The sequence below is a fragment of the Streptomyces sp. NPDC056222 genome, assembly GCF_042264065.1.
Taxonomy (GTDB): Bacteria; Actinomycetota; Actinomycetes; order Streptomycetales; family Streptomycetaceae; genus Streptomyces.
This window is the reverse complement of the sequence record NZ_JBHJTL010000039.1, coordinates 30,703-52,723: the sequence shown is the minus strand read 5'-3', so window position 1 is coordinate 52,723 and position 22,021 is coordinate 30,703. Positions and strand designations below refer to the sequence as shown.

General features: G+C 72.1%; 17 protein-coding genes. 9 read left to right on the top strand and 8 right to left on the bottom strand.

What is annotated here, in order from left to right; all coding sequences use genetic code 11:
* Positions 1–341: 341 nt before the first annotated feature.
* A complete protein-coding gene (locus tag ACFC0D_RS19860; RefSeq protein ID WP_376437395.1) occupies positions 342–1,283 on the bottom strand; it encodes an SDR family oxidoreductase in 942 nt (313 codons plus the stop codon).
* A 116-nt stretch (positions 1,284–1,399) separates the two neighbouring features.
* Between ACFC0D_RS19860 and ACFC0D_RS19855 the strand changes: the two genes are divergently transcribed.
* Entirely contained in the window at positions 1,400–2,377 is a 978-nt protein-coding gene (locus ACFC0D_RS19855; protein ID WP_376437392.1) for an AraC family transcriptional regulator, read from the top strand.
* Between the two features lie 390 nt (positions 2,378–2,767).
* Here the strand turns inward: ACFC0D_RS19855 and ACFC0D_RS19850 are convergent, their stop codons facing one another.
* From ACFC0D_RS19850 to ACFC0D_RS19840, 3 genes are all read right to left on the bottom strand, one after another.
* The gene (locus ACFC0D_RS19850; RefSeq protein WP_376437390.1) at positions 2,768–3,457 is read right to left on the bottom strand and encodes a hypothetical protein; all 690 of its coding nucleotides are present in this window, start codon (positions 3,455–3,457) and stop codon (positions 2,768–2,770) included.
* Positions 3,458–3,829: 372 nt separating this feature from the next.
* On the bottom strand, positions 3,830–4,150 hold the full coding sequence (locus tag ACFC0D_RS19845) for a hypothetical protein (protein ID WP_376437387.1): 321 nt from the start codon (positions 4,148–4,150) through the stop codon (positions 3,830–3,832).
* The gene (locus ACFC0D_RS19840; RefSeq protein WP_376437385.1) at positions 4,150–4,467 is read right to left on the bottom strand and encodes a hypothetical protein; all 318 of its coding nucleotides are present in this window, start codon (positions 4,465–4,467) and stop codon (positions 4,150–4,152) included. Before ACFC0D_RS19840 ends, ACFC0D_RS19845 begins: the two co-directional genes overlap by 1 nt.
* Before the next feature lie 140 nt (positions 4,468–4,607).
* On the opposite strand from ACFC0D_RS19840, the gene ACFC0D_RS19835 reads away from it, so the two are divergent.
* From ACFC0D_RS19835 to ACFC0D_RS19805, 7 genes are all read left to right on the top strand, one after another.
* Positions 4,608–4,856, top strand: coding sequence for a GntR family transcriptional regulator (locus ACFC0D_RS19835; protein ID WP_376437382.1), 249 nt, complete (start codon positions 4,608–4,610; stop codon positions 4,854–4,856).
* A 166-nt stretch (positions 4,857–5,022) separates the two neighbouring features.
* Positions 5,023–6,435, top strand: coding sequence for a 4-hydroxyphenylacetate 3-hydroxylase family protein (locus ACFC0D_RS19830; protein ID WP_376437379.1), 1,413 nt, complete (start codon positions 5,023–5,025; stop codon positions 6,433–6,435).
* On the top strand, positions 6,432–7,853 hold the full coding sequence (locus tag ACFC0D_RS19825) for an MFS transporter (RefSeq protein WP_376437376.1): 1,422 nt from the start codon (positions 6,432–6,434) through the stop codon (positions 7,851–7,853). Before ACFC0D_RS19830 ends, ACFC0D_RS19825 begins: the two co-directional genes overlap by 4 nt.
* A 92-nt stretch (positions 7,854–7,945) precedes the next feature.
* Positions 7,946–9,163 carry a monodechloroaminopyrrolnitrin synthase PrnB family protein gene (locus ACFC0D_RS19820; RefSeq protein WP_376437374.1) on the top strand — a complete coding sequence of 406 codons (1,218 nt, stop codon included), beginning with the start codon at positions 7,946–7,948 and terminating at the stop codon, positions 9,161–9,163.
* An 11-nt stretch (positions 9,164–9,174) separates the two neighbouring features.
* Positions 9,175–10,518 carry an FAD-dependent monooxygenase gene (locus ACFC0D_RS19815; RefSeq protein WP_376437371.1) on the top strand — a complete coding sequence of 448 codons (1,344 nt, stop codon included), beginning with the start codon at positions 9,175–9,177 and terminating at the stop codon, positions 10,516–10,518.
* A gap of 184 nt (positions 10,519–10,702) precedes the next feature.
* The gene (glgP, locus tag ACFC0D_RS19810; RefSeq protein WP_376437368.1) at positions 10,703–13,303 is read left to right on the top strand and encodes an alpha-glucan family phosphorylase; all 2,601 of its coding nucleotides are present in this window, start codon (positions 10,703–10,705) and stop codon (positions 13,301–13,303) included.
* Between the two features lie 128 nt (positions 13,304–13,431).
* The gene (locus tag ACFC0D_RS19805; protein WP_376437365.1) at positions 13,432–14,661 is read left to right on the top strand and encodes an alginate lyase family protein; all 1,230 of its coding nucleotides are present in this window, start codon (positions 13,432–13,434) and stop codon (positions 14,659–14,661) included.
* A 7-nt stretch (positions 14,662–14,668) separates the two neighbouring features.
* Here the strand turns inward: ACFC0D_RS19805 and ACFC0D_RS19800 are convergent, their stop codons facing one another.
* The 4 genes from ACFC0D_RS19800 to ACFC0D_RS19785 form a co-directional block, all read right to left on the bottom strand.
* Positions 14,669–16,429: a sensor histidine kinase gene (locus ACFC0D_RS19800; RefSeq protein ID WP_376437362.1), complete on the bottom strand. Its 1,761-nt coding sequence runs from the start codon at positions 16,427–16,429 to the stop codon at positions 14,669–14,671.
* A gap of 45 nt (positions 16,430–16,474) precedes the next feature.
* Positions 16,475–17,146 carry a response regulator gene (locus tag ACFC0D_RS19795; protein ID WP_376437359.1) on the bottom strand — a complete coding sequence of 224 codons (672 nt, stop codon included), beginning with the start codon at positions 17,144–17,146 and terminating at the stop codon, positions 16,475–16,477.
* 75 nt (positions 17,147–17,221) lie between these two features.
* Entirely contained in the window at positions 17,222–19,252 is a 2,031-nt protein-coding gene (locus tag ACFC0D_RS19790) for a M4 family metallopeptidase (protein ID WP_376437356.1), read from the bottom strand.
* 199 nt (positions 19,253–19,451) lie between these two features.
* Positions 19,452–20,351 (bottom strand): TetR/AcrR family transcriptional regulator C-terminal domain-containing protein, encoded by a 900-nt coding sequence (locus ACFC0D_RS19785; protein ID WP_376437353.1) that lies wholly within the window; start codon positions 20,349–20,351, stop codon positions 19,452–19,454.
* 124 nt (positions 20,352–20,475) lie between these two features.
* On the opposite strand from ACFC0D_RS19785, the gene ACFC0D_RS19780 reads away from it, so the two are divergent.
* Complete coding sequence (locus ACFC0D_RS19780) at positions 20,476–21,954, top strand: MFS transporter (RefSeq protein ID WP_376437351.1); 1,479 nt, start codon at positions 20,476–20,478, stop codon at positions 21,952–21,954.
* The last annotated feature ends 67 nt before the right edge of the window (positions 21,955–22,021 follow it).

The window sequence follows — 22,021 nt, the reverse complement described above, 5'->3', positions numbered from 1 at the left end:
CGCTCTTTGTAGCTCCGTCGACGGCTGGCGGGTTGCGGGCATGGCCGCTCCTGTCCGCGTTCACTCGGATGGCGGGTCTACGGGGGTGTACCGGAGGAGCCTTCCACCGACTTCCGGTGGCCAATCCGGCGCTTTGTTAACTACTAGGACGTAGGCGTACGGACAAGCACACGGCACGCACAAGATTCCGGCCCCGTCCTTGTGGGACGGGGCCGGTTCACGAACGAGCGTACGGATGGGGCCTGTCGAGACGTTGTGTTGATCGGGGGCGGCACGAGCGCCGTCGAGTCGTCTCGACCGAGCTGCTCGGCTGTCTCGTTCTCAACCCTGCGATGACGGCCTCAACCCTGCGCGGACGGTGACTGTTCCTCCGCGTCACCGGCCCACACCTGCCACGGCTGACGAGTCACCCACTCGTCCACCGGCGCCGCGCGCACCCCGAGAACTTCGGCCGAAACACCGTCGTCCGCCGCCAGCAGGAGAGGGTCGGCGCCCGTCGCCATGTAGTGGTAGATCCCCGCGACTCCGGCCGCCGTCTCCGGCCCGAGCAGTTGGGCGAGCCCGCGCTGGAAGACCGCGGGGGGAAGCTGTACGTACCGCACCGTCCTGCCGAGCCCGCGGCCGAACGCGGCCGCCAGATCCGGGCCGGTCAGCGAGTGCGTCCCGCCGATGTCGAAGGTGCGGCCTTCGAGGCCGTCCACGGTCAGCGCCGCGTACACGGCCTCCGCCAGATCCCGGTGCGACAGCCACGCCGTCGGCGTCGACGGGGGCAGCGGATAGGCGAGGACGCCCTCGTCGACGAGGGCAGGGCCGTTCCACGGGGAGAAGAGGTTGTCCAGATAGATCGGAGGCCGTACGACGACCAGCGGGACGCCGCTGTCGCGCAGCACCTCCTCGACGATCCGCCGGGTCTCGAAAGCGGGCACCGTGGTCGGGCCCTGCGGGACACGGGTGTTGGCGTTGTGGACCAGGCGCTCGACACCGGCGTCCAGGGCCGCGAGGGCGATGTTGCGGGCGTACAGCCTTACCCGCTCCGGCTCGTACACCAGCGGCATCGTCACCACGGCATGGGTCGTCCCCTCGAAGAGCCGCCGGACGTCCTTCGCGTTCGACAGGTCGCCGGGCACGAAGGAGGCGCCGGGCAGGGGAGGGCGGTCGCCCGCGCGGCGGCGGGTGAGCGTACGTACCCGGTGGTGCCGCTCGCCGAGCAGACGCGCCACCGCGCCGCCCTGGAAACCGGTCGCTCCTACGACCGCCACCCGCATCGGTATCTCACTGGACATGTGTGGTTGAGGCCCTTCGATAGGCTGTCGCTGTTGCCGTGACGGCCTTCTCAGGCTGGCGGCGGTGGCTTCGTCCGTTCAATTAACAAACCGGGGCGGAAGTTGAAGGATCGTCCATGGACATGGCGGGAACCGACCGTGACGACCGACACGGGGCCGAGCACGACGACCTCCTGAGCGAACTGCTGCAACCACTGCGCCTCACCGGCGTCTTCGACAGCCGCTGGCACGTCCGCGCGCCCTGGGCCATCGAGGGCGACGCCGAACAGAGCTGCGCCGTGCTGCACTACATCGTCGAGGGCGGGTGCTGGATCACGGGCGACGACCGGACACCGCTGGAGCTGCACGCCGGCGACCTCATCGTCTTCCCGACCGGCACCGCCCACCGGCTCGCCGACCGGCCGGACCGCCAGGGCATACCGCTCAAGGCCGTGCTGCCCGAGCGCCGGCCCGGCACGTCCGGCGAGATCGTCATCGACGGCACCGGCCCGGAGAGCCGGCTGCTGTGCGCCGGACTCCACTACGACCTCAGCGCAGCCACCGGCCTCTACACCTCGCTGCCCTGGGCACTCGTCCTCGACGGCGCCCAGGTCGACCGCGAACCGCTGCTCCGCGACACCCTCCGCCTCCTGGCCTCGCCCGACCGCCCGGTGGGCCCCGGGGACCGCCTGATCACCCTGCGCGCCTTCGAGATGGCGTTGGTCCTCGCCCTGCGCCCGCTCCTGCGGGAGCTCGCCGACAACCCGACGTCGCTCCCGATGCTCCGCCACCCGGGCATCAGCCGCGCCCTGGTGGTGATCGCCACGCGCTTCGCCGAACCGTGGACGATCGACTCCCTGGCCCGCGAGGTCGGCATGTCCCGCTCCGCCTTCACGGCCGCCTTCCGCGCCCTGGTCGGCGAGTCCCCGGCCCGCCACCTCACCAGCCGCCGCATGCAGGAAGCGGCCCGCCTCCTCACCGAGACCTCGTTGGCACAGTCCGGCGTCCCGGCCAGGGTCGGGTACCAGAGTGCGGTCGGCTTCCATCTGGCGTTCAGGAAGTGGTTCGGGGTGACGCCGGGGGAGTACCGGACGGGCGTGAGCAGCGCGGCCTGAGCCGCTCACGACCCTCGGGTCGACTCCCGCCGGGCGGCAGACGCTCCTGACCGACGTTGGGGGTCCGCAGCGGGGCGTTCGGACACGTCGGCCTCGGTGAATGTGCCGGCGGCCGCTGCAGGTCGGAATCTCTTGAGAGGAGTGGGCTGTGAGGATGCAGGAGCTTGTGTCTGTATCCTCCAGATCCGCGAGGAAGGTTGCCGCCTCTTCACCGAGGCCACCCGGCTCCCAGTCATGACACCCAAGAATGACGACCGCATATCCGTCCATGCCGTCGGTGACTCGAAGAAAGTCTCGATACGAGGACTCAAGAGACTCTCCGAAACGGCGCTCCAGCTCCTCCCAGGCGCATTGATATGTGTGCGGTACATCGACGGCAGAAGCGCCCTGTCAGTACGGCACAGGCTCGGAGGGGAAGCAGACCGCCCGGTCGCTCCGACAGATCTTGGCCTCCGGGTCGAGCTCCCATCCGTGTCCGGGGTGGTCGAACGTCAGGAAGGTGACCATGCGGCCCGAGGGAAACCTCGCGACCGCCTGGTGCACCGGTCCCATTTCCTTGCTGCGCTTGACGTGGTCGAAGCGCTTCGGACCGCCCTCTGCGATCACGAAGACCACTCGCCGGACCTCGTCGAGACTGTCCTCGCTCGCCACCCGGTCGCTGTCACCGACGTGCGTGAGAAGCAGACCGGGCGCCGGCGCCTCTTCGGGAAGCCGCCCGCATTTGAACGAGCTGTAGCTTCCCCGGACCATGCCGTAGCAGAAGGTGCGCCCGTCGGGCATCCACGCCAGCTCGCCGGATTCTGCGCTCAGTCGATGGATGACGGCGACCTCGTCGACAGGTGGAACCTTGTACCCCGTCGGCACCTGGTGAGTGAACGCCGCCCGCAGGAAGGCGAGGTCACGTTCGCCGACCGCCTCGTCCAGCGGCCGCGCCGGCACCCTCTCGTACGGCCGTGGCGTGACGGCTGGTCGTATCGCGGCCGAGGGCTTCACGGCCGGCGCCTTCGAGTGCTCCCGCGGCTGCTCCGTCCCCGACGTACATCCAGCCACTGCCACCAGCAACGTGGCTGCAGTGCTCATGAGAAACCGTCGCCTCACCACAAATCCCCCCCGGGTGTACGGATCTTGTCCGGCAGACGATAGCGCCGAACCATCGGGCCGTCCGGGGCAACGGTTCACTGCCGGTTCGCCGAGTGGTCGAAGGCAAGAGTGTGGGCGGTGAGCTGGACTGGTCGAGGTGCGCGCTCCTTGTTCGATGGCGGTTCCGCGTAACCGCACGCCGTCCCTGCGCGGCGGCCGCCTGGTTCGGAGGGCCAGCACCAGGCGGCCGTGCGGCGGGCGGGTTCGGGGCTTGGCTGGGTGCCCGGATGTTCGAGCTGCCGTGTCAGGCGCGTGCCTGTGGGAGTGCTTGTCGTAACTCCCGGCGTCCGGGGCAGCGGCGGCTGTCGGTGATCACCGCTCGTCTCCCTCCCGTCTGCGCCAGCCGGTTGCGAGCAGGTCGAGCGCGTCCGGCAGGGGAGGGAAGTGTGGTGCGCAGGTGGGGCAGGCGTAGACGTTGAAGCCCGGGCCGGAGGCCTGGTGGACCTCGGAGACGGTGATCGGGGTCGTGGTGACCCGCGCGCAGCGGACGCACATGCGGACCGGCTTGCGGGGGCTGGGTGGTGCGGCGGTGGCTGCGCACCGGTGGCAGATCCGGTGCCGGTCGTTGTCGGTCGTCGTGACCGTGATCAACGGGCCTCTGCCCGTACCGCACGCCTCGCATGCGCCCTCCATCAGGCCACCCCCAGCCCGTGCATGTCCCGTGTGTCCAGGTCGATGCCGAAGTCCGCCGCCAGCACCAGGGCGAGCCGTCGCTGGAGCTGGCGCGCCCGTCGTTCGTGCGCGACGAGGTACGGCCGGACCATGGCCGTTTCGTCGGCGTCCAGCGGCTCGTCGAGCCCGTACGGGGAACGCGGGGTGGAAGGTCGCGCCGGCTCCGGGGGCTGGAGCGCGGGGCGGAACGCGACGGTGCGTGTCCGGTGCCGGTCGCTGGGACTCGGCGCGAGCAGCAGCCTCACCCAGAGGGCGAGGGCGCGGATAAGGTCTGACATGTCGACGCTCCTTCGAAGCGTTGGCCATGCCCCCGGACCCGTCGGAAGGTCGCGGGGGTCTCGTCTTTGGACGAGCATACTGAAGTATACCGAGGCGTACTGAAGATGCGAAGAATACCGAGGCGTACTCAGATGGCCTCATGTCCATTGATCGAACTCGCGCGATGTGGCCGCAGATCGCGGCAGTCATCGTTGAGCGCATCCGCAACGGCACCTATCCCCCTGGCGGCAAGGTCCCGAGCGTGGTCCAGCTGGCCAACGAGTTCGGCGTGGTGAACTCCACGGCGCAGCGGGCCATGGAAGCCGTACGGAAGGAAGGGCTCACGCGGTCCGAGGCCGGCATGGGGACCTACGTGCTGAGGCCGGAGGAGCGGCCTCCCACCGAGTAGCGCGCCTCCCAAGTACGCGAACCCCTTGTGAACCCGAGTTGGCTGGACGGTTCTTAAGGAGCGCTGGACGGACGTTCATTGCCTCCCGCCGTCCTCGCGATGAAGGCTCGGGGCGGTGCCCGCCCTGCGGGTGCTGTCGTGGTTCGCGAGGAGAGGCGATGCTGACGTGACGAGGTCCGGGCACGAGTATCTGGAGGCGCTGCGCGACGGGCGCGAGGTCTGGCTCGACGGTGAGCGGATCAAGGACGTCACCACGCATCCCGCCTTCCGGGCCACCGCCGCCTCCTTCGCCCGGCTCTTCGACCTCGCCCATGACTCGCCGCAGGCGCCCGCCCTCGTTCAGGGCGGGGTGCATCGCGCCTACGCCGTGCCCCGGTCGTACGAGGATCTGGTCGCGCGCCGACGGGCGTACAAGGTGTGGGCCGAGGCGAGTTACGGGTTCCTCGGGCGGACCCCCGACTACATGGCCTCCGGCGCCGCCGGGTTCGCCGCCGTGCCCGAGGTGTTCGACACCGAGTGTTTCGGAGGGGCCGAGAACGCCCTCGCCTATCACCGGCGGCTCGCCGAAGGCGGACTGCACTGCGCGTTCACGCTCACGAACCCGTCCGGCGAGAGCGTGCGGGTCGTCGAGGACCGGGCCGACGGGATCGTCGTACGCGGCGCCAAGACCATCGGCACCGGCGCGGTCTTCGCCGACGAGATCCTCGTCGGGACGATCGAGCCGCTCGCCGCCGGGGACCTCGACCGGGGGCTGACGTTCTCCTTACGCGTGGACACACCCGGGCTCAAGCTCATCTCGCGGGTCTCGTACGAAGGGCAGGCCCGGTCCGTCTTCGACCAGCCGCTCTCCTCCCGCTACGACGAGAACGACGCGCTGCTCGTCTGCGACGACGTCTTCGTGCCGTGGGAGCGCGTGCTGACCTACCGCGATCCCGCCGCCACCGCCGCGATGTGGTGGGACACCCCCGCCTATCTGAACCTCGTGCACCAGTCCGCCACCCGCTTCTGGACCAAGCTGGAGTTCCTCACCGGACTCGCCGTTCTGATCGCCCGGTCGAACGGCACCGACACGCTGCCGGCCGTCACCCAGGCGATCGGGCGGCTCCTCGGGATGGTCGCGCAGGCCAAGGCCTTCGTGCTCGCCGCCGAGGCGTCGTACGAGGAAGTGGACGGCGGGCGGGGCGGCGTGCGGCCCGGGCGGGACATCTCCTTCGCCCAGCGCATCATGGCCGGCGAGCTGTACCCCCGGGCCGTCCAGGACATCAAGCTGCTCGCGGGCGGCGCGCTCGTCCAGACACCGGCGAGCGGCCGCGACCTGCTCCACCCCGAGCTGGGGAGGCTCGTACAGCAGTACTTCCGTACGCCCGGGCATCCCGCCGAGGACCGCATCAAGCTTCTCAAGCTCGCCTGGGACGCGCTCGGTTCGGAGTTCGCCGGCCGGCACGAGCAGTACGAGCGCTTCTACCACGGCGCCCCGCACGTCTATCTGACCATGCAGACCTGGGCGGGCGCCGCCGACCACTGCGAGGGCCTGGCCCAGGCCTGTCTGGACGGGTACGACCTGGGGACGACGCGGTGACGACGTCCCGCCCGCCGCGCGGCGCTCTCGCGCTGCTCGCCGCCACACAGCTGCTGCTCATCCTCGACACCGCCGTCGTCAACGTCGCCCTGCCCTCCATCGGTGCCGACCTCGGCGCCGGAGCCGCCGGGCTGTCCTGGGTGGCGAACGCGTATCTCATCACCTTCGGGGGGCTGTTGCTGCTCGGAGGGCGGGTCGCCGACCTGCTCGGGCATCGACGGGTGTTCCTCGCCGGGCTCGGGCTGCTCGCGGTCGCCTCCGCCGTCGGGGCCCTCGCGCCCGGACCGGGTGCACTGATCGCCGCTCGTGCCGCCCAGGGAGTCGGTGCCGCGCTCGCCGCGGCCGCCGCGTTCGCGCTGCTGCTGGTCCTCTTCCCCGACGGGCCCGCCCGGCACAAGGCGCTCGGCGCGTTCGCCGCGATGGGCGGCCTCGGCGGTGTCCTCGGGACCGTACTCGGCGGAGTCCTCACCGATCTCCTCGGATGGCGGTCCACGCTGTGGCTCAACGTCCTCGCCGCCGTGCTCCTGGGCGCCCTCGCCCTCCGTCTGCTCGAAGGGGCCCGCGGCGCCGAGGGCGGCAGCCGGTTCGACCTCACCGGGGCCCTCACCGGCACCGGCGGCCTCGGGCTCGTCGCCTACGCGCTCGTCGGCGCCGCCGAGACCGGGTGGCTGTCCCCGACGACCCTGACCGCCGGCGCCGGCGGGCTCGCTCTCCTCGCCGCCTTCGCCGTCGTCGAGACGCGCACGCCGGTGCCGCTCGTCCCGCCTGCCGTCCTGCGACGGCCCGCCCTCCGGCGCGCCAACATCCTCAGCGGCCTCGCCCAGATGACGTTGTTCCCGATGTTCTTCCTGGTCAGCGTCCATCTGCAGAGCGTCCTCGGGTACACGCCCCTCGGCGGCGGTCTCGGCCTGCTGCCCCTCTCCCTCGTGGTCGTCGCCGTCGCGCCACAGACCGGCCGGCTCATCTTCCGGCTCGGACTGACCCGGACCATGACCCTCGGCTTCGCGCTGCTGTGCGCCGGCACGATCTGGCTGGCCCTCGCGCTCACCCCCGACGGCGGCTTCCTCACCACCGTCCTCGCCCCGAGCCTCCTCCTGGGCGCCGCCCTGCCGCTCGTCATGGTCACCACGAACGTGGCCGCCACGGCCGATGCCGCCCCCGAAGAGACCGGACTCGCCTCCGGGCTGGTCAACACGAGCCAGCAGTTCGGCTCGGTCCTCGGCCTCGCCGTCCTCGTGGCCGTCGCCACCACCCGTACCGAATCAGCCACCGCGGCCGCCCAGACCGACGGCTTCCGGGCCGCTCTGCTCGTCGGAGGGGCTTTCGCCGCCCTCGCCACGTTGATCTCCGTACGCTTGCGCCTGCCCATGCCCACCCCGGCGCCGCCACGCCGCGGGCGAGTGGCCGAACCACGGTGACCACGTAACCTCGGCGAGCGAGCCGAAGGGGAGTGCGCCCGTCGACGCGCGCCCCGGAGGTGAGCGAGCCCCCGACCGGAAGGGGCATTCCGTTGGCCCTGTACGACCTTGTCGCGCCCCGACTCGAAGAACGCGGCGACCCTCGCTACTGCTTAGCCGACATATGCGCCGCCGACCCGCTCGGCGCCGACGCCGTCCTCGCCGCGTTGCCCGCGATGAACGCCGACGCCGACGCGCCCGCGCTCACGGTCGCCCTGCGCACCCTCGTCCCCGACCCCGACCTGGCCGCCGAGTGGAGCGTGATCGACGCGCTCGCCGCGATGCGCGACCTCGGCATCCTGCTCGGCTCGCTCAAACGGCACGGCGTCCAGCCCGTGGCCGCCGTCCCGGAAGTCCTCCCGGTCCTCGAACTGCTGGGCCGCCGCACCGACATGGTGCCCCGCGACACCGTGCACCATTACACGACCTGGAACCCGTCCGGCCCCCGCCGGCGGATGTACACCGGCCACCCCATGGAGGCCCATCTCCAGGAAGCCGTCCGGATGGTGTTCCCGGGACTCGTCGCCGCCCTCGACACCTGCTCCCGGCTCGCCCGGCTCGAACCGTACGACCCCGGCTTCGCCTGTGCCCTCGACCGCATCGGCCGGCACCTCCGGTCGACGGTCGACTCCATCGACCACACGGTCACCCACGTCAGCCCGGAGTTCTTCGCGCTCACCCTGCGCCCCTACTTCGAGGAGGTCGACATCGCGGGACGCGACTACCTCGGCCCCGCCGCGGCCCAGGTCCCGCTCTGGCTGGTCGATCTGACGCTCTGGCAGTGCGACCGCTCGAATCCGGCCTACGACGCGTTCCTCGCCGGCTCCCTCCAGTACAGCCTGCCGTCCTGGCGGGACTTCCACGACCGGCACGCGGGCGGTGTCTCCGCCGTCAGCAAGCTCTCCGCGGCCATCAGCTGGGAGAACGTCGAGCGGCTTCCCCCGCAACTGGCCGCCTCCGCGCAGGCGCTCGGCCGGGTGCTCCGCATCCTCAAGACCTTCCGCGCCCGCCACCTGGGTGTCGCCCGCAAGGCGTACGCGGACGATCTGCGGCTCTACGACGAGGGGAGCGGCGGCGCCCCGATCACCCTGCTGCGTTCGATCCTCGACCTGACCCGGGACAACGAGACGTTGGCGCGCCACGCGACCGGAGCCCGCTCGGAGTGCGTGACGGCTCTCAGTCGCCCGGACCGTTCGGACCGCTCGAACCCCTCGGACGGAGACCGTTCCGGTCGCGCGAGCGACCCACGTTCCGGCGGATCGTCGTGTTGAGGGAGGGCCCGATGACCTACGGCACCCCGTACGATCCCTTCCTCCCGGACGGTGGGCGCGGTCTGCCCGGCGGCGGGCTTCTGCACATCGTCGTCGCCGGAGGCGGCATCGCCGGGCTCACCACCGCCCTCGCCCTGCACGCCGCCGGATTCGACCGCGTCACCGTCGTCGAGTCCGCCAGGGAGAACCGCTCCGTCGGCGCCGGCCTCAACCTCCTGCCGCCCGCCGTCCGTGAGCTCGACGCGCTCGGGCTGCTCCCGCGCCTCGAAGCCGGTGCCCTGCGCACCCGCGAACTGCGTTACTACCACCGCTCCGGCGGCCTGATCTCCCGTGAGCCGCGCGGGCTCGGTGCCGGGTACCGCTGGCCGCAGCTCTCGATCCACCGCGCCCATCTCCAGCAGGTCCTCGCCGACGCCGTACGGGAACGGCTCGGCGCGGCCGCCCTGGTCACCGGGGTCCGGGTCACCCGGGTGGAGCCGCTGCCCGACGGCCGGCCCCGTGTCCAGCTGGAGCACCGCGACGGCGCCCGGCGCGGCCGGGCCTCCCTGGAACCCGATGTGCTCGTCGGCGCGGACGGCATCCGCTCCGCCGTCAGGGCGGCGCTCAACCCCGGTGAGGGCAGCCCGCCCTGGAACGGGCAGCTCGTGTGGCGCGGGGTCTCGCGGATGCCGGCCCGCGCCGTCGGCTCGTTCATGTTCATCGCGGGCGACGACCGGCAGAAGGCCGTGGTCTACCCGATGCGCCGGTCGGGCGGCGACGTCCTCGTGAACTGGGCGCTCGCCCGGCCCGCCGACGCCGCGGACGAGGAGTACCGGGGGGACTGGAACCGTCCCGTCCCTGTAGAAACGTTCCTGCAGTATTACGAGGGGTGGGAGTTCGACGGCGTCAGCGTGCCCGAGGTGCTGAGAGCCGCCGACACCGCCCACGAGTACCCGATGGTCGACCGCGAGCCCCTCGACCGGTGGAGCCACGGCCGTACCACCCTGATCGGCGACGCGGCCCACGCGATGTACCCGATCGGGTCCAACGGAGCCACCCAGTCCGTCGTCGACGCCCGGGCCCTCGCCCACGCCCTCACGCTCCACCGTGACCCGGCGGAGGCCCTCGCCGTGTACGAGCGCGACCGCAGACCCGCCACCACCGCACTCCAGCTCGCCAACCGGCGGCTCGGCCCCGAGGTCGTCATCGATCTGGCGCACCAGCGGGCCCCGCACGGGTTCACCGACATCCACGAGGTGATCCCCGCCGCCGAGCTGGCCGCGATCGCCGCCCGCTACGCGGCCACCGGCGCCTGCGAACCGACCGCCGTCAACCAGGGATCGCCCTACACCGTGCCGCTGGGCGCACTGCCCTGACCTCGCGCGCCGCCCCGGCACCGCGCGCTCCCCCGACACCGCGCCACCGCCCGTGCCACGGCGCGCGACCCCCGCGCGCCGTGGTCCGGGAGGACGACGTGGCCTACCGTCAGGGGGATGCTCTGTCGGCTGCACAGCGTGGTGCGTCCGCTCCGCTCCGTACTCCCCTGCGAAGGTGGAACGCGTGAAGGCAATCCGTCGATTCACCGTGCGTCCCGTCCTCCCCGACACCCTTCGACCCCTCACCGAACTGGCGCGGAACCTGCGCTGGTCCTGGCATGAGCCGACCCGTGAACTCTTCGACTCCCTCGCTCCCGTCGCCGGCTCCTGCGACGGCGCCGACGGCGCCGGCCGGCCGGGGGCCCGCTGCGGCGAGGACGTCGACCCGGTTCAACTCCTCAGCACCGTCTCCGCCGACCGCCTCGCCGCACTCGCCGCCGACCAGGACTTCCTGGCCCGGCTGCGCGCCGCGGCCGAGGACCTCGACCACTATCTGCACGCCCCCCGCTGGTACCAGGAGCAGAACGGCAGGCTGCCCGCCTCGATCGGGTACTTCTCACCCGAGTTCGGGGTGACCGCGGCACTGCCGCAGTACTCCGGCGGTCTCGGCATCCTGGCCGGTGACCACCTCAAGGCCGCCAGCGACCTCGGCGTCCCTCTCGTGGGCGTCGGCCTGCTCTACCGCCACGGCTACTTCCGGCAGTCACTCTCCCGCGAGGGCTGGCAGCAGGAGCACTACCCCGTCCTCGACCCCGGCGAGCTGCCCGTCGCACTGCTCCGCGAGAACGACGGCACACCCGCCCGGGTCACCCTCGCCCTCCCCGGCGGCCGCAGTCTGCACGCCCACATCTGGATCGCGCAGGTCGGCCGCGTGCCGCTGCTCATGCTCGACTCCGACGTCGAGGAGAACGCGCCCGCCGAACGCGAGGTCACCGACCGGCTGTACGGCGGCGGCAGCGAGCACCGGCTGCTCCAGGAGATGCTCCTCGGCATCGGCGGCGTCCGCGCCGTCCGCACGTACTGCCGGCTCACCGGCACTCCCGCACCCGAGGTGTTCCACACCAACGAGGGCCACGCCGGCTTCCTCGGCCTCGAACGCATCCGGGAGCTGGCGGGCGAGGGGCTCGACTTCGACGCGGCACTGGAGACCGTCCGCGCGGGAACGGTCTTCACCACCCACACGCCCGTCCCCGCCGGCATCGACCGCTTCGAGCGCGGCATCGTCGCCCGCCACCTCGGCGAGGACGGCGAGCTGCCCGGCGTCGACGTGGGCCGCATCCTCGCCCTCGGCGACGAGACCCCGCTCGGCGGCGAGCACGGGCTCTTCAACATGGCCGCCATGGGCCTGCGGCTCGCACAGCGCGCCAACGGCGTCTCCACCCTCCACGGGGCCGTCAGCCGCGGGATGTTCGCCGGTCTGTGGCCGGGCTTCGATCCGGAGGAGGTGCCGATCGGCTCGATCACCAACGGGGTCCACGCGCCGACATGGACCGCGCCGGAGGTCGGCCGCTGTTCGGCGGGGGCCGACGACCGGGAGCTGTGGGAGCTGCGCAGGACCCTGCGCGAACAGCTCGTGACCGAGGTACGGGAACGGCTGCGGGCCTCTTGGCGGCAGCGGGGCGCCGCGGCCGCCGAACTCGGCTGGACGGACTCCGTCCTCGACCCCGACGTGCTCACCATCGGCTTCGCCCGCCGGGTCCCCTCGTACAAACGGCTCACGCTGATGCTGCGCGACCCCGACCGGCTGCGGGCATTGCTCCTGCACCCGGAGCGGCCGGTGCAGCTCGTCGTCGCGGGCAAGGCCCACCCCGCCGACCACGGTGGCAAGCGGCTCGTGCAGGAGCTGGTGCGGTTCGCCGACGATCCGCGGGTGCGGCACCGGATCGTCTTCCTGCCCGACTACGGCATGGCCATGGCGCGCAAGCTGTACCCGGGCTGCGACGTCTGGCTCAACAACCCGCTGCGCCCCTTGGAGGCCTGCGGGACCAGCGGGATGAAGGCCGCCCTGAACGGCTGTCTCAACCTGTCGGTCCTGGACGGCTGGTGGGACGAGTGGTTCGAGCCCGACTTCGGCTGGGCGATCCCGACGGCCGACGGGGCGGCGGCGCAGGACGAGGAGCGCCGTGACGACCTGGAGGCGGCCGCGCTCTACGAGCTGATCGAGCGCCGTGTCGCCCCGCGCTTCTACGACCGGGGCGCGGACGGGGTGCCGGCCCGCTGGACGGAGATGGTCCGCCGAACGCTGGGCGACCTCGGCCCGAAGGTGCTCGCGGACCGGATGGTGCGCGAGTACGTGGAGAAGCTGTACGCCCCGGCGGCCCTGGCCCACCGGGCGCTCCCGGCGCGCACCGCCCGGGAGCTGGCCGACTGGAAGGGGCGGGTGCGCGGCGCCTGGCCCAAGGTCGCCCTCGACCACATCGAGATCGGTGAGGTCGGCGAGGACCTGGCCGACGCGGAACTCGGTGCGACGACGGCGGTACGGGTCCGGGTGGCGCTCGGCGAACTGCGGCCGGACGACGTGGAGGTCCAGGCGGTCGCCGGCCGGGTCACCCCCGACGACGCGCTGGTCGACACCCGGGTGTGCGCGCTGAAGCCCGCGGGCGGACCGGATCTGGAGGGCCGGGTGCCGTACGAGGGCTCCCTCGTCCTGGACCGGACCGGCCCCTACGGCTGCACGGTTCGGGTGCTGCCCTCCCATCCGTTGCTCGCCTCGCAGACGGAGCTGGGTCTGGTGGCCCTGCCGACGGAGACGACGGGGGAGGGGGCGGGCGTTCTGTTGCGCTGACCTGACGCGCTGACTGGTATGGACCAAGGTCTTGACGTGTCCATGGAGCGGCCTCTAGGTTCCACGCTCGACGCGGAGTTCATTCACCCGCTCGACGTTCACATACAGGAACGAAAGGCACCCCCCACATGCGCCTCAAAGCCCTGGTCCCCGCCCTCGCCACCGCCCTGGCGGCGGCCGTCGCCGTCACATTGGCCCCGACGGCCGCCGCCGGACCCGAACAGGCCCCGGCGGCCCGCCCGGCCGCCCCCGCCGGGGCCGCCGCCCCCGCGACCTTCACCCACCCCGGCGTCGTCGTGAGCCGGTCGCAGCTCGACTTCGTACGGGCGAAGGTGCAGGCGGGCGCGCAGCCCTGGAAGGCCGCCCACGACCAGATGATGGCGAGCTCCTACGCGTCCCTGACGCGCGCGCCGAAGCCGCGCGCCATCGTCGAGTGCGGCTCGTCCTCCAACCCCAACAACGGCTGCACGGACGAGCGGCAGGACGCGGTCGCCGCCTACACCCAGGCGCTCGCCTGGTACATCACCCGCGACGACCGGCACGCCCGGAAGGCGATCGAGATCATGGACGCCTGGTCGGCCGTGATCAAGGACCACACCAACTCCAACGCCCCGCTCCAGACCGGCTGGGCCGGCTCCTCCTGGCCCCGGGCCGCCGAGATCATCAAGCACACCTACACCGGCGGCTGGGCGAACTCGGGCCGCTTCGCGACCATGCTCCGCAACGTCTATCTCCCCGAGATCATCAACGGCGCCGCGACGAAGAACGGCAACTGGGAACTCATCATGACCGAGGCCGCGCTCGGCATCGCCGTCCATCTGGAGGACCGCGCGGCCTACGACAAGGCCGTGAAGACCTATCTCGGCCGGGTCCCCGCGTACATCTACCTGTCCACCGACGGCGCCACGCCCAAGCCGCCGCCGAACAGCAGCATCGACACCCGCGACGAGATCGTGAAGTACTGGCAGGGCCAGTCCACCTTCGCCGACGGCCTCTCCCAGGAGACCTGCCGGGACTTCGGCCACACCGGCTGGGGCCTCGCCGCCGCCGTCCACACCGCCGAGACCAGCCGTATCCAGGGCGCGGACCTCTACCCCCAGGTCTCCGAACGGCTGCGGCACGCGCTGGGCTTCCACACCAAGTACGAGAACGGTACGGCGATCCCGTCCTGGCTCTGCGGCGGCACGGTGAAGCCGGGCCTCGGGCGGGTGACGGAGGTCGGCTTCAACGCCCTCAACGGGCGCATGGGGATCTCCATGACCAACACGCAGATCTACACCGAGGGACACCGGCCCTCCGGCACGGACAACTATTTCGTCTCCTGGGAGACGCTGACCCACGCGGGGAACCCGAACTGACGCCGGCTCATCCCACGAGTGCCTTGTCGGCGAGCCGCCCGTCGACGAGGCACAGGCGGTAGACGGGAACGGCTGCCGTCATCGTCGCCCGGTAGTACAGACACCGGTCCAGACCGTGCGGCTCCGGCGGGGCGTCGGCGGGCGGTCCGTCCAGCGGGTGCGGCGGGAGGCGTTCGGCGTCGGCGGAGAGCGGATCGCCGACGCGCAGCGAGACGTAGTCGTCCCGGTCCAGGAAGGACCGGGACTGCGTCCACAGCCCGAAGAGCAGCATCACGAGACCGAGCGCGGCGACCAGCGTGAGCGGGATCCAGATCGCCCGCGCGAGGCCGCGTCGCACCTCCCGCCGGGCCAGGTCCCGCTCCCGTACGGAGGTGGGCGCGGCGGGCGCGGCAGGCTGCGCCCCCGCGGCACCGGGCTCCAGCGGCAGCACCGCCCGCACGGCGAACCCGCCCGCCCCGTCCGGACCGTGACTCAGTCGCCCCCCGGCCAGCCGCACGCGCTCGTCGAGCCCGACGAGTCCGGTACCGCCGGAGCCGGGTCGGGCGGGGCGGTCGCCGACCCGGCCGGACAGGCCACCGGCCCGCGCCTCCCGCTCCGTACGGGCACGGTCCGACACGATTTCGGCCGTGCCCGTGCGGCTCCGCGGGTCGCCGGCGTCACCGGCCGGCACCCGTCCGCGGCTCGACGGGCCGTCGGTCTGCTGCGTCCGGGCACGGCCCGACCCGACGTCGGCCGTGCCCTTACGGCTCCGCAGATCGCCGGCAGCCTCGCTCCCGGGGCCGTTGGACACCGACACCGTCAGCATGCCGTCCGCGCGCTCCAGCGCGACCCGGACCGGGGCGCCCGGCGCGTGCTTGGCAGCGTTCGTGAGGGACTCCACCACCAGCCGGTGGACCGCACGGTCGACCATCGGCGGTGTCCCACCGTCCGGTCCGGTCTCCGTCAGCTCCACCCGCAGCCCGGACGCGCCCGCCCGTTCCACGACCTCCTCGACCGTCTCCCCGACCGGCGTCGTCGGGGCGGCCCCCGGTCCCTCCTCCTCGTCCGCCCTGAGGACACCGATGATGTCCCGCAGCCGGGCCGTCGCCTCGGCGGCCGCCACGCGCAGCTCCCCGGCGGCGGCCTGCTGCCGGGCGCCGAGCCCGGGATCGACCTCCAGCGCGGCGGCGCGCAGCGCGATCAGCGCGAGGTCGTGACCGAGCGAGTCGTGCATGTCGCCCGCGATGCGGGAGCGTTCGCGCAGCCGCTCCCGGTCGGCGACGGCGGCCTGCTCGCGCTCCATGCGCGCGGCCAGCTCCCAGCCGGCCCGGACGAGCCGGGCGTACTGGCGTACGTAACGGCCCGTCAGCCAGGGCGCCACGATCGCCAGGGCGAGGACCAGGACGACCGTGAACCCCTGGGAGACGTTTCCGTCCGACAGCGGGACGAGCGCGAAGCCGAGCACCGCGACCGCGGCGAACAGGGACAGCGCGGCCCGGGTGTGCTGCTGCCGCCGCCCGGCGAGATAGCCGAAGACGACGAGCGCGAGCGCGTACGGCGCGGTGAACAGCTCGGGGGAGGTGGCGAGGCTCAGCGCGACGGCGAGGGCGAGCGAGACGAGCGGCAGCGCCCGGCAGCACGCCACGGCCGCGCCGAGGACGACGATCCCCACGGCGACCTGACTCCAGGAGCCGCCGTCATTGGGGTCGAGGCGCAGCAGCACGGGGGTGCCGAGCAGCCCCCAAAGTGCCAGGTCGAGCAGAAGATCCCGAAGTCGTTCACGCCGCATCCACCCAGCTTGCCGGACGGCCCGGATCGGGACCCCTGACGAAAGTCAGTGGTCCCGACCGTCCAGGAGATCCACCAGCCCCGCCTCGTACGCCAGGATCGCGAGCTGCACCCGGTTCCGCAGGCCGAGCCGGGCCAGGACGGCGCTCACATGGGCCTTCACGGTGCCCTCCACAATGTGCAGCCGGGTGGCGATCTCGCCGTTGGAGAGGCCGGAGCCGACCAGCGCGACGACTTCCCGCTCCCGCCCCGTCAGCGGCTCCAAGCGCTCCCGCGCCTCCGCCGCCCGGGAGAGCCGCCCGGTCGGCAGCCGGTCGATGACCCGTCGGGTGACCTCGGGCGAGAGGAACGCGGCCCCACCGGCCACGGCCCGCACGCCCGCGAGCAGCTCCCTGGGATCCCCGGACTTGAGCAGGAAGCCGCTCGCCCCCGAGCCGAGGGCCTGGGCGACGTACTCGTCCTCGGAGAAGGTCGTGAGCATCACGACCGCCGTCTCCGGGGCCGCACGGCGCAGTTCCGCCACCGCTCCGAGCCCGTCGAGCCTCGGCATCCGGATGTCGAGCAGCACGACGTCCGGACGGTGCCCGCGGGCCAGCTCGACGGCCTCGTGCCCGTCCCCGGCCTCGGCGACCACCTCGATCCCCGGATCAGCACCGAGAATCGCCCGCACCCCGGCCCGGATCATCGCCTCGTCGTCGGCGAGCAGCACCCTGATCATGCCCACCAGCCTATGCACGAACGCGCGGACGCCCGGAGGGAACGAGCCCTCCGGGCGTCCGTCACTCACCCGGTGTTACGGGAAGGTGAGCTTGACGCTGTTGATGTAGCCGGTGTCGATCGCGGCCCGGTCCTGGACGCGGAGCTTCCAGGCGCCGTTGGCGACCTCCGAGGAGGCGTTCACGGTGTAGGTCTGCACGATGTTGTCGGCGCTGCCGCCGGACCGGTTGTGCAGGTTGTAGACCGAGCCGTCGGGGGCGACGAGGTCGACGACGAGGTCACCGCGGTAGGTGTGGACGATGTTCACGTCCACCTTGAGGGCCGAGGGCGCGTTGCCGGTGACGCCGGTGACGTTGACCGTGGAGGTCACCGCGGCGCCGTTGTCCGGGATGGAGACGTCGGCCGTGTTCTCGAAGACCTTGCCGGGGTCGGGGTTGCCACCACCGGGGCGCGAGCCCACGTTGATGCCGGCCCAGGCGTGCTCGACGGCCAGGACCTCGGGGCTGCCGGCGCCGTACAGCTCGGTGGCCACCGCGACCGTACCGGTGCGGGCACCGGCGTAGTTGGTGTTCGAGCTGAACTTGGTGGTGAGCGCCTTGAACCAGATCAGCGACGCCTTGTCCCGGCCGATGCCGGTGACGGGCAGGCCGTCGGAGGTCGGCGAGTCGTAGTTGACGCCGTTGATGGTCTTCGCGCCGCTGCCCTCGGAGAGCAGGTAGTACCAGTGGTTCGCCGGGCCCGAGGAGTAGTGGACGTCGATGCCGCCGATGCCCGAGTACCAGGCGTCCTTGGACGAGCCGTCCTTGCTCGGCTTGTCCATGTAGCGCAGCGGCGTGCCGTTGCCGCGGATGTCGATCTTCTCGCCGACGAGGTAGTCGCCCTTGTCCGAGGCGTTGTTGGCGTAGAACTCGACGGCCGCCGCGAAGATGTCGGAGGTGGCCTCGTTCAGACCGCCGGACTCCCCGCTGTAGACCAGACCGGCGGTGTTGGAGGTGACGCCGTGCGTCATCTCGTGCGCGGCCACGTCGATCGACGTGAGCGGCTTGGTGTTGCCGGAACCGTCGCCGTAGGTCATGCAGAAGCAGGAGTCCTGCCAGAAGGCGTTGACGTACGCGTTGCCGTAGTGGACCCGGGAGTACGCGCCGACGCCGTCACCCCGGATGCCGGAGCGGCCGTGCACGTTCTTGTAGTAGTCCCAGGTGACCCCGGCGCCGAAGTGCGCGTCCGCGCCCGCGGTCTCCAGGTTCTGCGGGGTGCCGTCGCCCCAGATGTCGTCGGAGCCGGAGAAGAGCGTCCCGGTGCCGGACGTACCCCGGTTGAGGTTGTACGTCTTGTGGTTGCCGCGGCCGGTGTCGGTCAGCGTGTACGAGGGCGCGGTGCCCAGCGTCACCTGGCCGCTGTACTGCGTGTTGCCGGTGCCGGTGTGGACGGCCTGCCACTCGTACAGCTTCGCGCCGGTGGTGGCGTCGGTGACGACGTGCAGCTCGTTCGGGGTGCCGTCGTGCTGGAGGCCGCCGACGACGGTCTCGTACGCGAGGACGGGCGAACCCTGTGCCATCCAGACGACCTTGCGCGGGGCGCGCTCGGCGGCGGTCTTCTTCGAGCCCTCCGCGGCGGCGGCGCCGAGCGCCTGCTTCTCGGCGGCGGCCGGGGCGACGTCGGCGGTCGTGTCGACGTTCTTCAGCTCCGCGCGGGACGCCTTGGTGACGCCCTGGGTCACTCCGGCCTTGGTCTCCTGGACGACCATGTCGCCGCCGAGGACCGGGAGTCCGGCGTAGGTGCGCTCGTAGCGCGTGTGGGTCGTGCCGTCGCGGTCCTGCACGACGTCGCGGACGACGAGCTTCTCCTGGGCGCCGAGGCCGAGGGCCTTGGCGGTCGCCGCCTTGTCGGCGTCGGCCGCGCGTATCAGCGCGCTGCGCTGGGCGGGGGAGAGGTCGGCCGGCAGCTTGCCGGGGTTGGCCGCGGTGCCGGCCTGTGCCTTCGGAGCGACCGTCCACTGGTCGTCCGCCGCGGTGGCGGAACCTGCCTGGACGGTGACGGCGATCATGGCGGCGGCAGCGATCAGAGCGCCGGTCGCGGTGGCGCGACGGCTGGGCGTGGATCTCACGCAGACTCCTTTTGCGAGGGGGGTACCGGGCCACTGGGTGGGTCGGCCCGGGCAGAGCAAACAGAGCTGTGGAGCACGTACCTGTGAAGCGCGAACTCTCTTACGAGTCGGGGAGAGATTGGCAGCAGTGACGGGCGTCTGTCAGGAGCGCGTCAACAAGTTGGCCGGAAATCGTCCGGTGCCCGAAAGGTCGTGTTCGTTAACCGGACGTTTCGTCGATCATGGCTGCGACGCCGTCCAGCGTTCTCCGGAGCCCGAATTCGAAAAGGGACTCAAGGTCCACCTCGAAGTCCGCGCCCTCCGAGAGCGCGTCGAGCAGGGGGTAGGAGCCCCCGGCCGAAATCGCGTCGAACCGTGGCTCGTTCTGGTCCATCCACTCGCCGTCCGACATCCCGGTGTCCTGGCGCGCCTGCTCCTCCAGATCGTCCGCCATCGCCAGACCCTGGATGTAGGCGAAGATCGCCAGATGGGTGTGGAGCTTCTCGAACGGTGTCAGTGGCGTGCCGCGCAGGACCCCCAGGATCCACTCCAGATACGCCATCGCGTTGGGTGAGGCGACGGGCCGGGTGAAGGAGGCCATCGCCTGCGCCATCCAGCGGTGCCGGGTGTACACCCCGCGCAACCAGCGGGCGCCGTGCTCGAGTCCGCTGCGCCAGTCGGCCGGCACCGGCCCCAACGGCACCTCTCCGCAGGCCGTGTCCGCCATCAGCCGCACCAGCTCGCCCTTGCCCGGCACATGCCGGTACAGCGCCATGGTCGAGGTCGAGAGGGAGGTGGCCAGCCGGCGCATCGTCAGCGCCGGAAGCCCCTCGGCGTCGGCGAGTTCGATCGCGGCACGGACGATCCGCTCGCGTGTCGGCGCCGTCGCGGGGACGGGGGCCGCCGGCGTGGAGACGACCGTGCCGACACCCGGCTCGGGGTGGACGAGACCTTCCTGGCGCAGCGCCGCCAGCGCCTTGGACGCCGTCGCCATCGCGACGCCCCACTCGCGGGTGATGGCCCGTGTGGACGGGACCAGATCGCCGGGGGAGAGTTCGCCGGAGAGGATCCGCCGACGTATCTCGGCGGCGATGGCGAGGTAGGGCGGTGGGCTGGTCATCGCGGCAGTGTACTAGTGCACTTCGGGGCTCGTACGCGCCTCTGAACTGCGGCTTCCCCGGACTTCCGCGGGGTGCACTAGGGCGACCGTGGCACCGTACGCGGACGGCTGCTTCGCTCCCCGCATGACGCTCACGACACCACCGGAAACCGTCCTCGCCGGCCGCCGCGAATGGACCGCGCTCGCCGTGCTGATGCTGCCGCTCCTCCTCGTCTCCATGGACGTCTCGATCCTCTACTTCGCCATCCCCTCCATCAGCGCCGACCTCCACCCCGGGGCCACCGCGCAGCTGTGGATCCTCGACATGTACGGCTTCGTCCTCGCCGGACTCCTCATCACCATGGGGGCGCTCGGGGACCGCATCGGCCGCCGCAAGCTGCTCCTCGGCGGCGCCGCGCTCTTCGGGATCGCGTCGGTCGCCGCCGCCTACGCCCACAGCCCGGGCACACTGATCGCCGCCCGCGCGCTGCTCGGGGTCGCCGGGGCCTGCCTGATGCCGTCCACGCTCGCCCTGATCCGCACGCTCTTCCGCGACGAGGCCCAGCGGGCCAAGGCGGTCACGCTGTGGACGACCGTGATGGCGAGCGGGATCTCCCTCGGACCGGTCGTCAGCGGCGCGCTCGTCGAACACTTCTGGTGGGGCTCGGTCTTCCTCATCAACCTGCCCGCGATGGTCCTCCTCCTGATCCTCGGGCCCGTACTCCTTCCCGAGTCCACGGGGGCGGCGGCGCGCGGGCGGTTCGACTGGACCAGCGCGCTGCTGTCGCTGGCAGCGCTGCTGCCGCTGATCCACGGCATCAAGGAGGTCGCCAAGGACGGCTGGCGACCGCTGCCGGCGCTCGCGATCGCGGCAGGCCTGCTGATCGCCCTGGTGTTCCTGCGCCGCCAGAGTCGGCTCGCCGAGCCGATGGTGGACCTCGCGCTGCTGCGCAAGCGGGCGTACGGGGGGTCGGTGCTGGTGAACCTGCTCGCCATGGTCGCGACCGTCGGCTTCGCCGTCTTCCTCACCCAGTACCTGCAGTCCGTCCTCGGCCAGAGCCCGTTGGAGGCGGCGCTGTGGAGCCTGGCGCCGTCGGTGGGCGTCATGATCGCCGCGCCCCTGGCCGCGGTGCTCGCGGGGCGGGTGGACCGGGCGTACGTGATGACCGGCGGCTTCCTGCTCTCGGCGGTCGGCTTCGCGTTGCTGACGCTCATCGAGGCCGACACTCCGCTGTGGGTCGTCCTCGTCGGCGCCACCGTGTACGCCTCCGGTCTCGTCTCGGCGATGACCCTCGCCAACGAGAGCGCGCTCGGCGCGGCCCCGCCGGAGCGGGCGGGCGCGGCGGCGGCGGTCCTGGAATCGGGCACGGAGCTGGGTGGGGCGCTCGGGATGGCGGTCCTCGGCTCGATCGGAGCGGCGGTCTACACGGCCCACATGCCGTCATCGGCGCCGGCGGCGGCACGGGAGACGCTGGGTGGGGCGATGGGGTTCCCGGGGGAGGTCCTGGACGCGGCGAGGTCCGCGTTCACGTCTGCCCTGAACGGGGCGGCGTACGGGGCGGCGGGGGTCATGCTCCTGGCGGCGGCGCTGTGTGTGGTGCTGCTGCGGGGGCGCAGGACCTGACGGGGCGCCGGGGGCGGGGGCCTGGGCGCCGGGGGTGGGCCGGCCCGGCGGGCTGTCCGGCCGGGCT

Excerpts from the sequence above, each read along its gene's own strand:
- ACFC0D_RS19860 (WP_376437395.1), bottom strand. The coding sequence starts at position 1,283 with ATGTCCAGTGAGATACCGATGCGGGTGGCGGTCGTAGGAGCGACCGGT.
- ACFC0D_RS19855 (WP_376437392.1), top strand. The coding sequence starts at position 1,400 with ATGGACATGGCGGGAACCGACCGTGACGACCGACACGGGGCCGAGCAC.
- ACFC0D_RS19850 (WP_376437390.1), bottom strand. The coding sequence starts at position 3,457 with ATGAGCACTGCAGCCACGTTGCTGGTGGCAGTGGCTGGATGTACGTCG.
- ACFC0D_RS19845 (WP_376437387.1), bottom strand. The coding sequence starts at position 4,150 with ATGGAGGGCGCATGCGAGGCGTGCGGTACGGGCAGAGGCCCGTTGATC.
- ACFC0D_RS19840 (WP_376437385.1), bottom strand. The coding sequence starts at position 4,467 with ATGTCAGACCTTATCCGCGCCCTCGCCCTCTGGGTGAGGCTGCTGCTC.
- ACFC0D_RS19835 (WP_376437382.1), top strand. The coding sequence starts at position 4,608 with ATGTCCATTGATCGAACTCGCGCGATGTGGCCGCAGATCGCGGCAGTC.
- ACFC0D_RS19815 (WP_376437371.1), top strand. The coding sequence starts at position 9,175 with ATGACCTACGGCACCCCGTACGATCCCTTCCTCCCGGACGGTGGGCGC.
- ACFC0D_RS19805 (WP_376437365.1), top strand. The coding sequence starts at position 13,432 with ATGCGCCTCAAAGCCCTGGTCCCCGCCCTCGCCACCGCCCTGGCGGCG.
- ACFC0D_RS19800 (WP_376437362.1), bottom strand. The coding sequence starts at position 16,429 with ATGCGGCGTGAACGACTTCGGGATCTTCTGCTCGACCTGGCACTTTGG.
- ACFC0D_RS19795 (WP_376437359.1), bottom strand. The coding sequence starts at position 17,146 with ATGATCAGGGTGCTGCTCGCCGACGACGAGGCGATGATCCGGGCCGGG.
- ACFC0D_RS19785 (WP_376437353.1), bottom strand. The coding sequence starts at position 20,351 with ATGACCAGCCCACCGCCCTACCTCGCCATCGCCGCCGAGATACGTCGG.
- ACFC0D_RS19780 (WP_376437351.1), top strand. The coding sequence starts at position 20,476 with ATGACGCTCACGACACCACCGGAAACCGTCCTCGCCGGCCGCCGCGAA.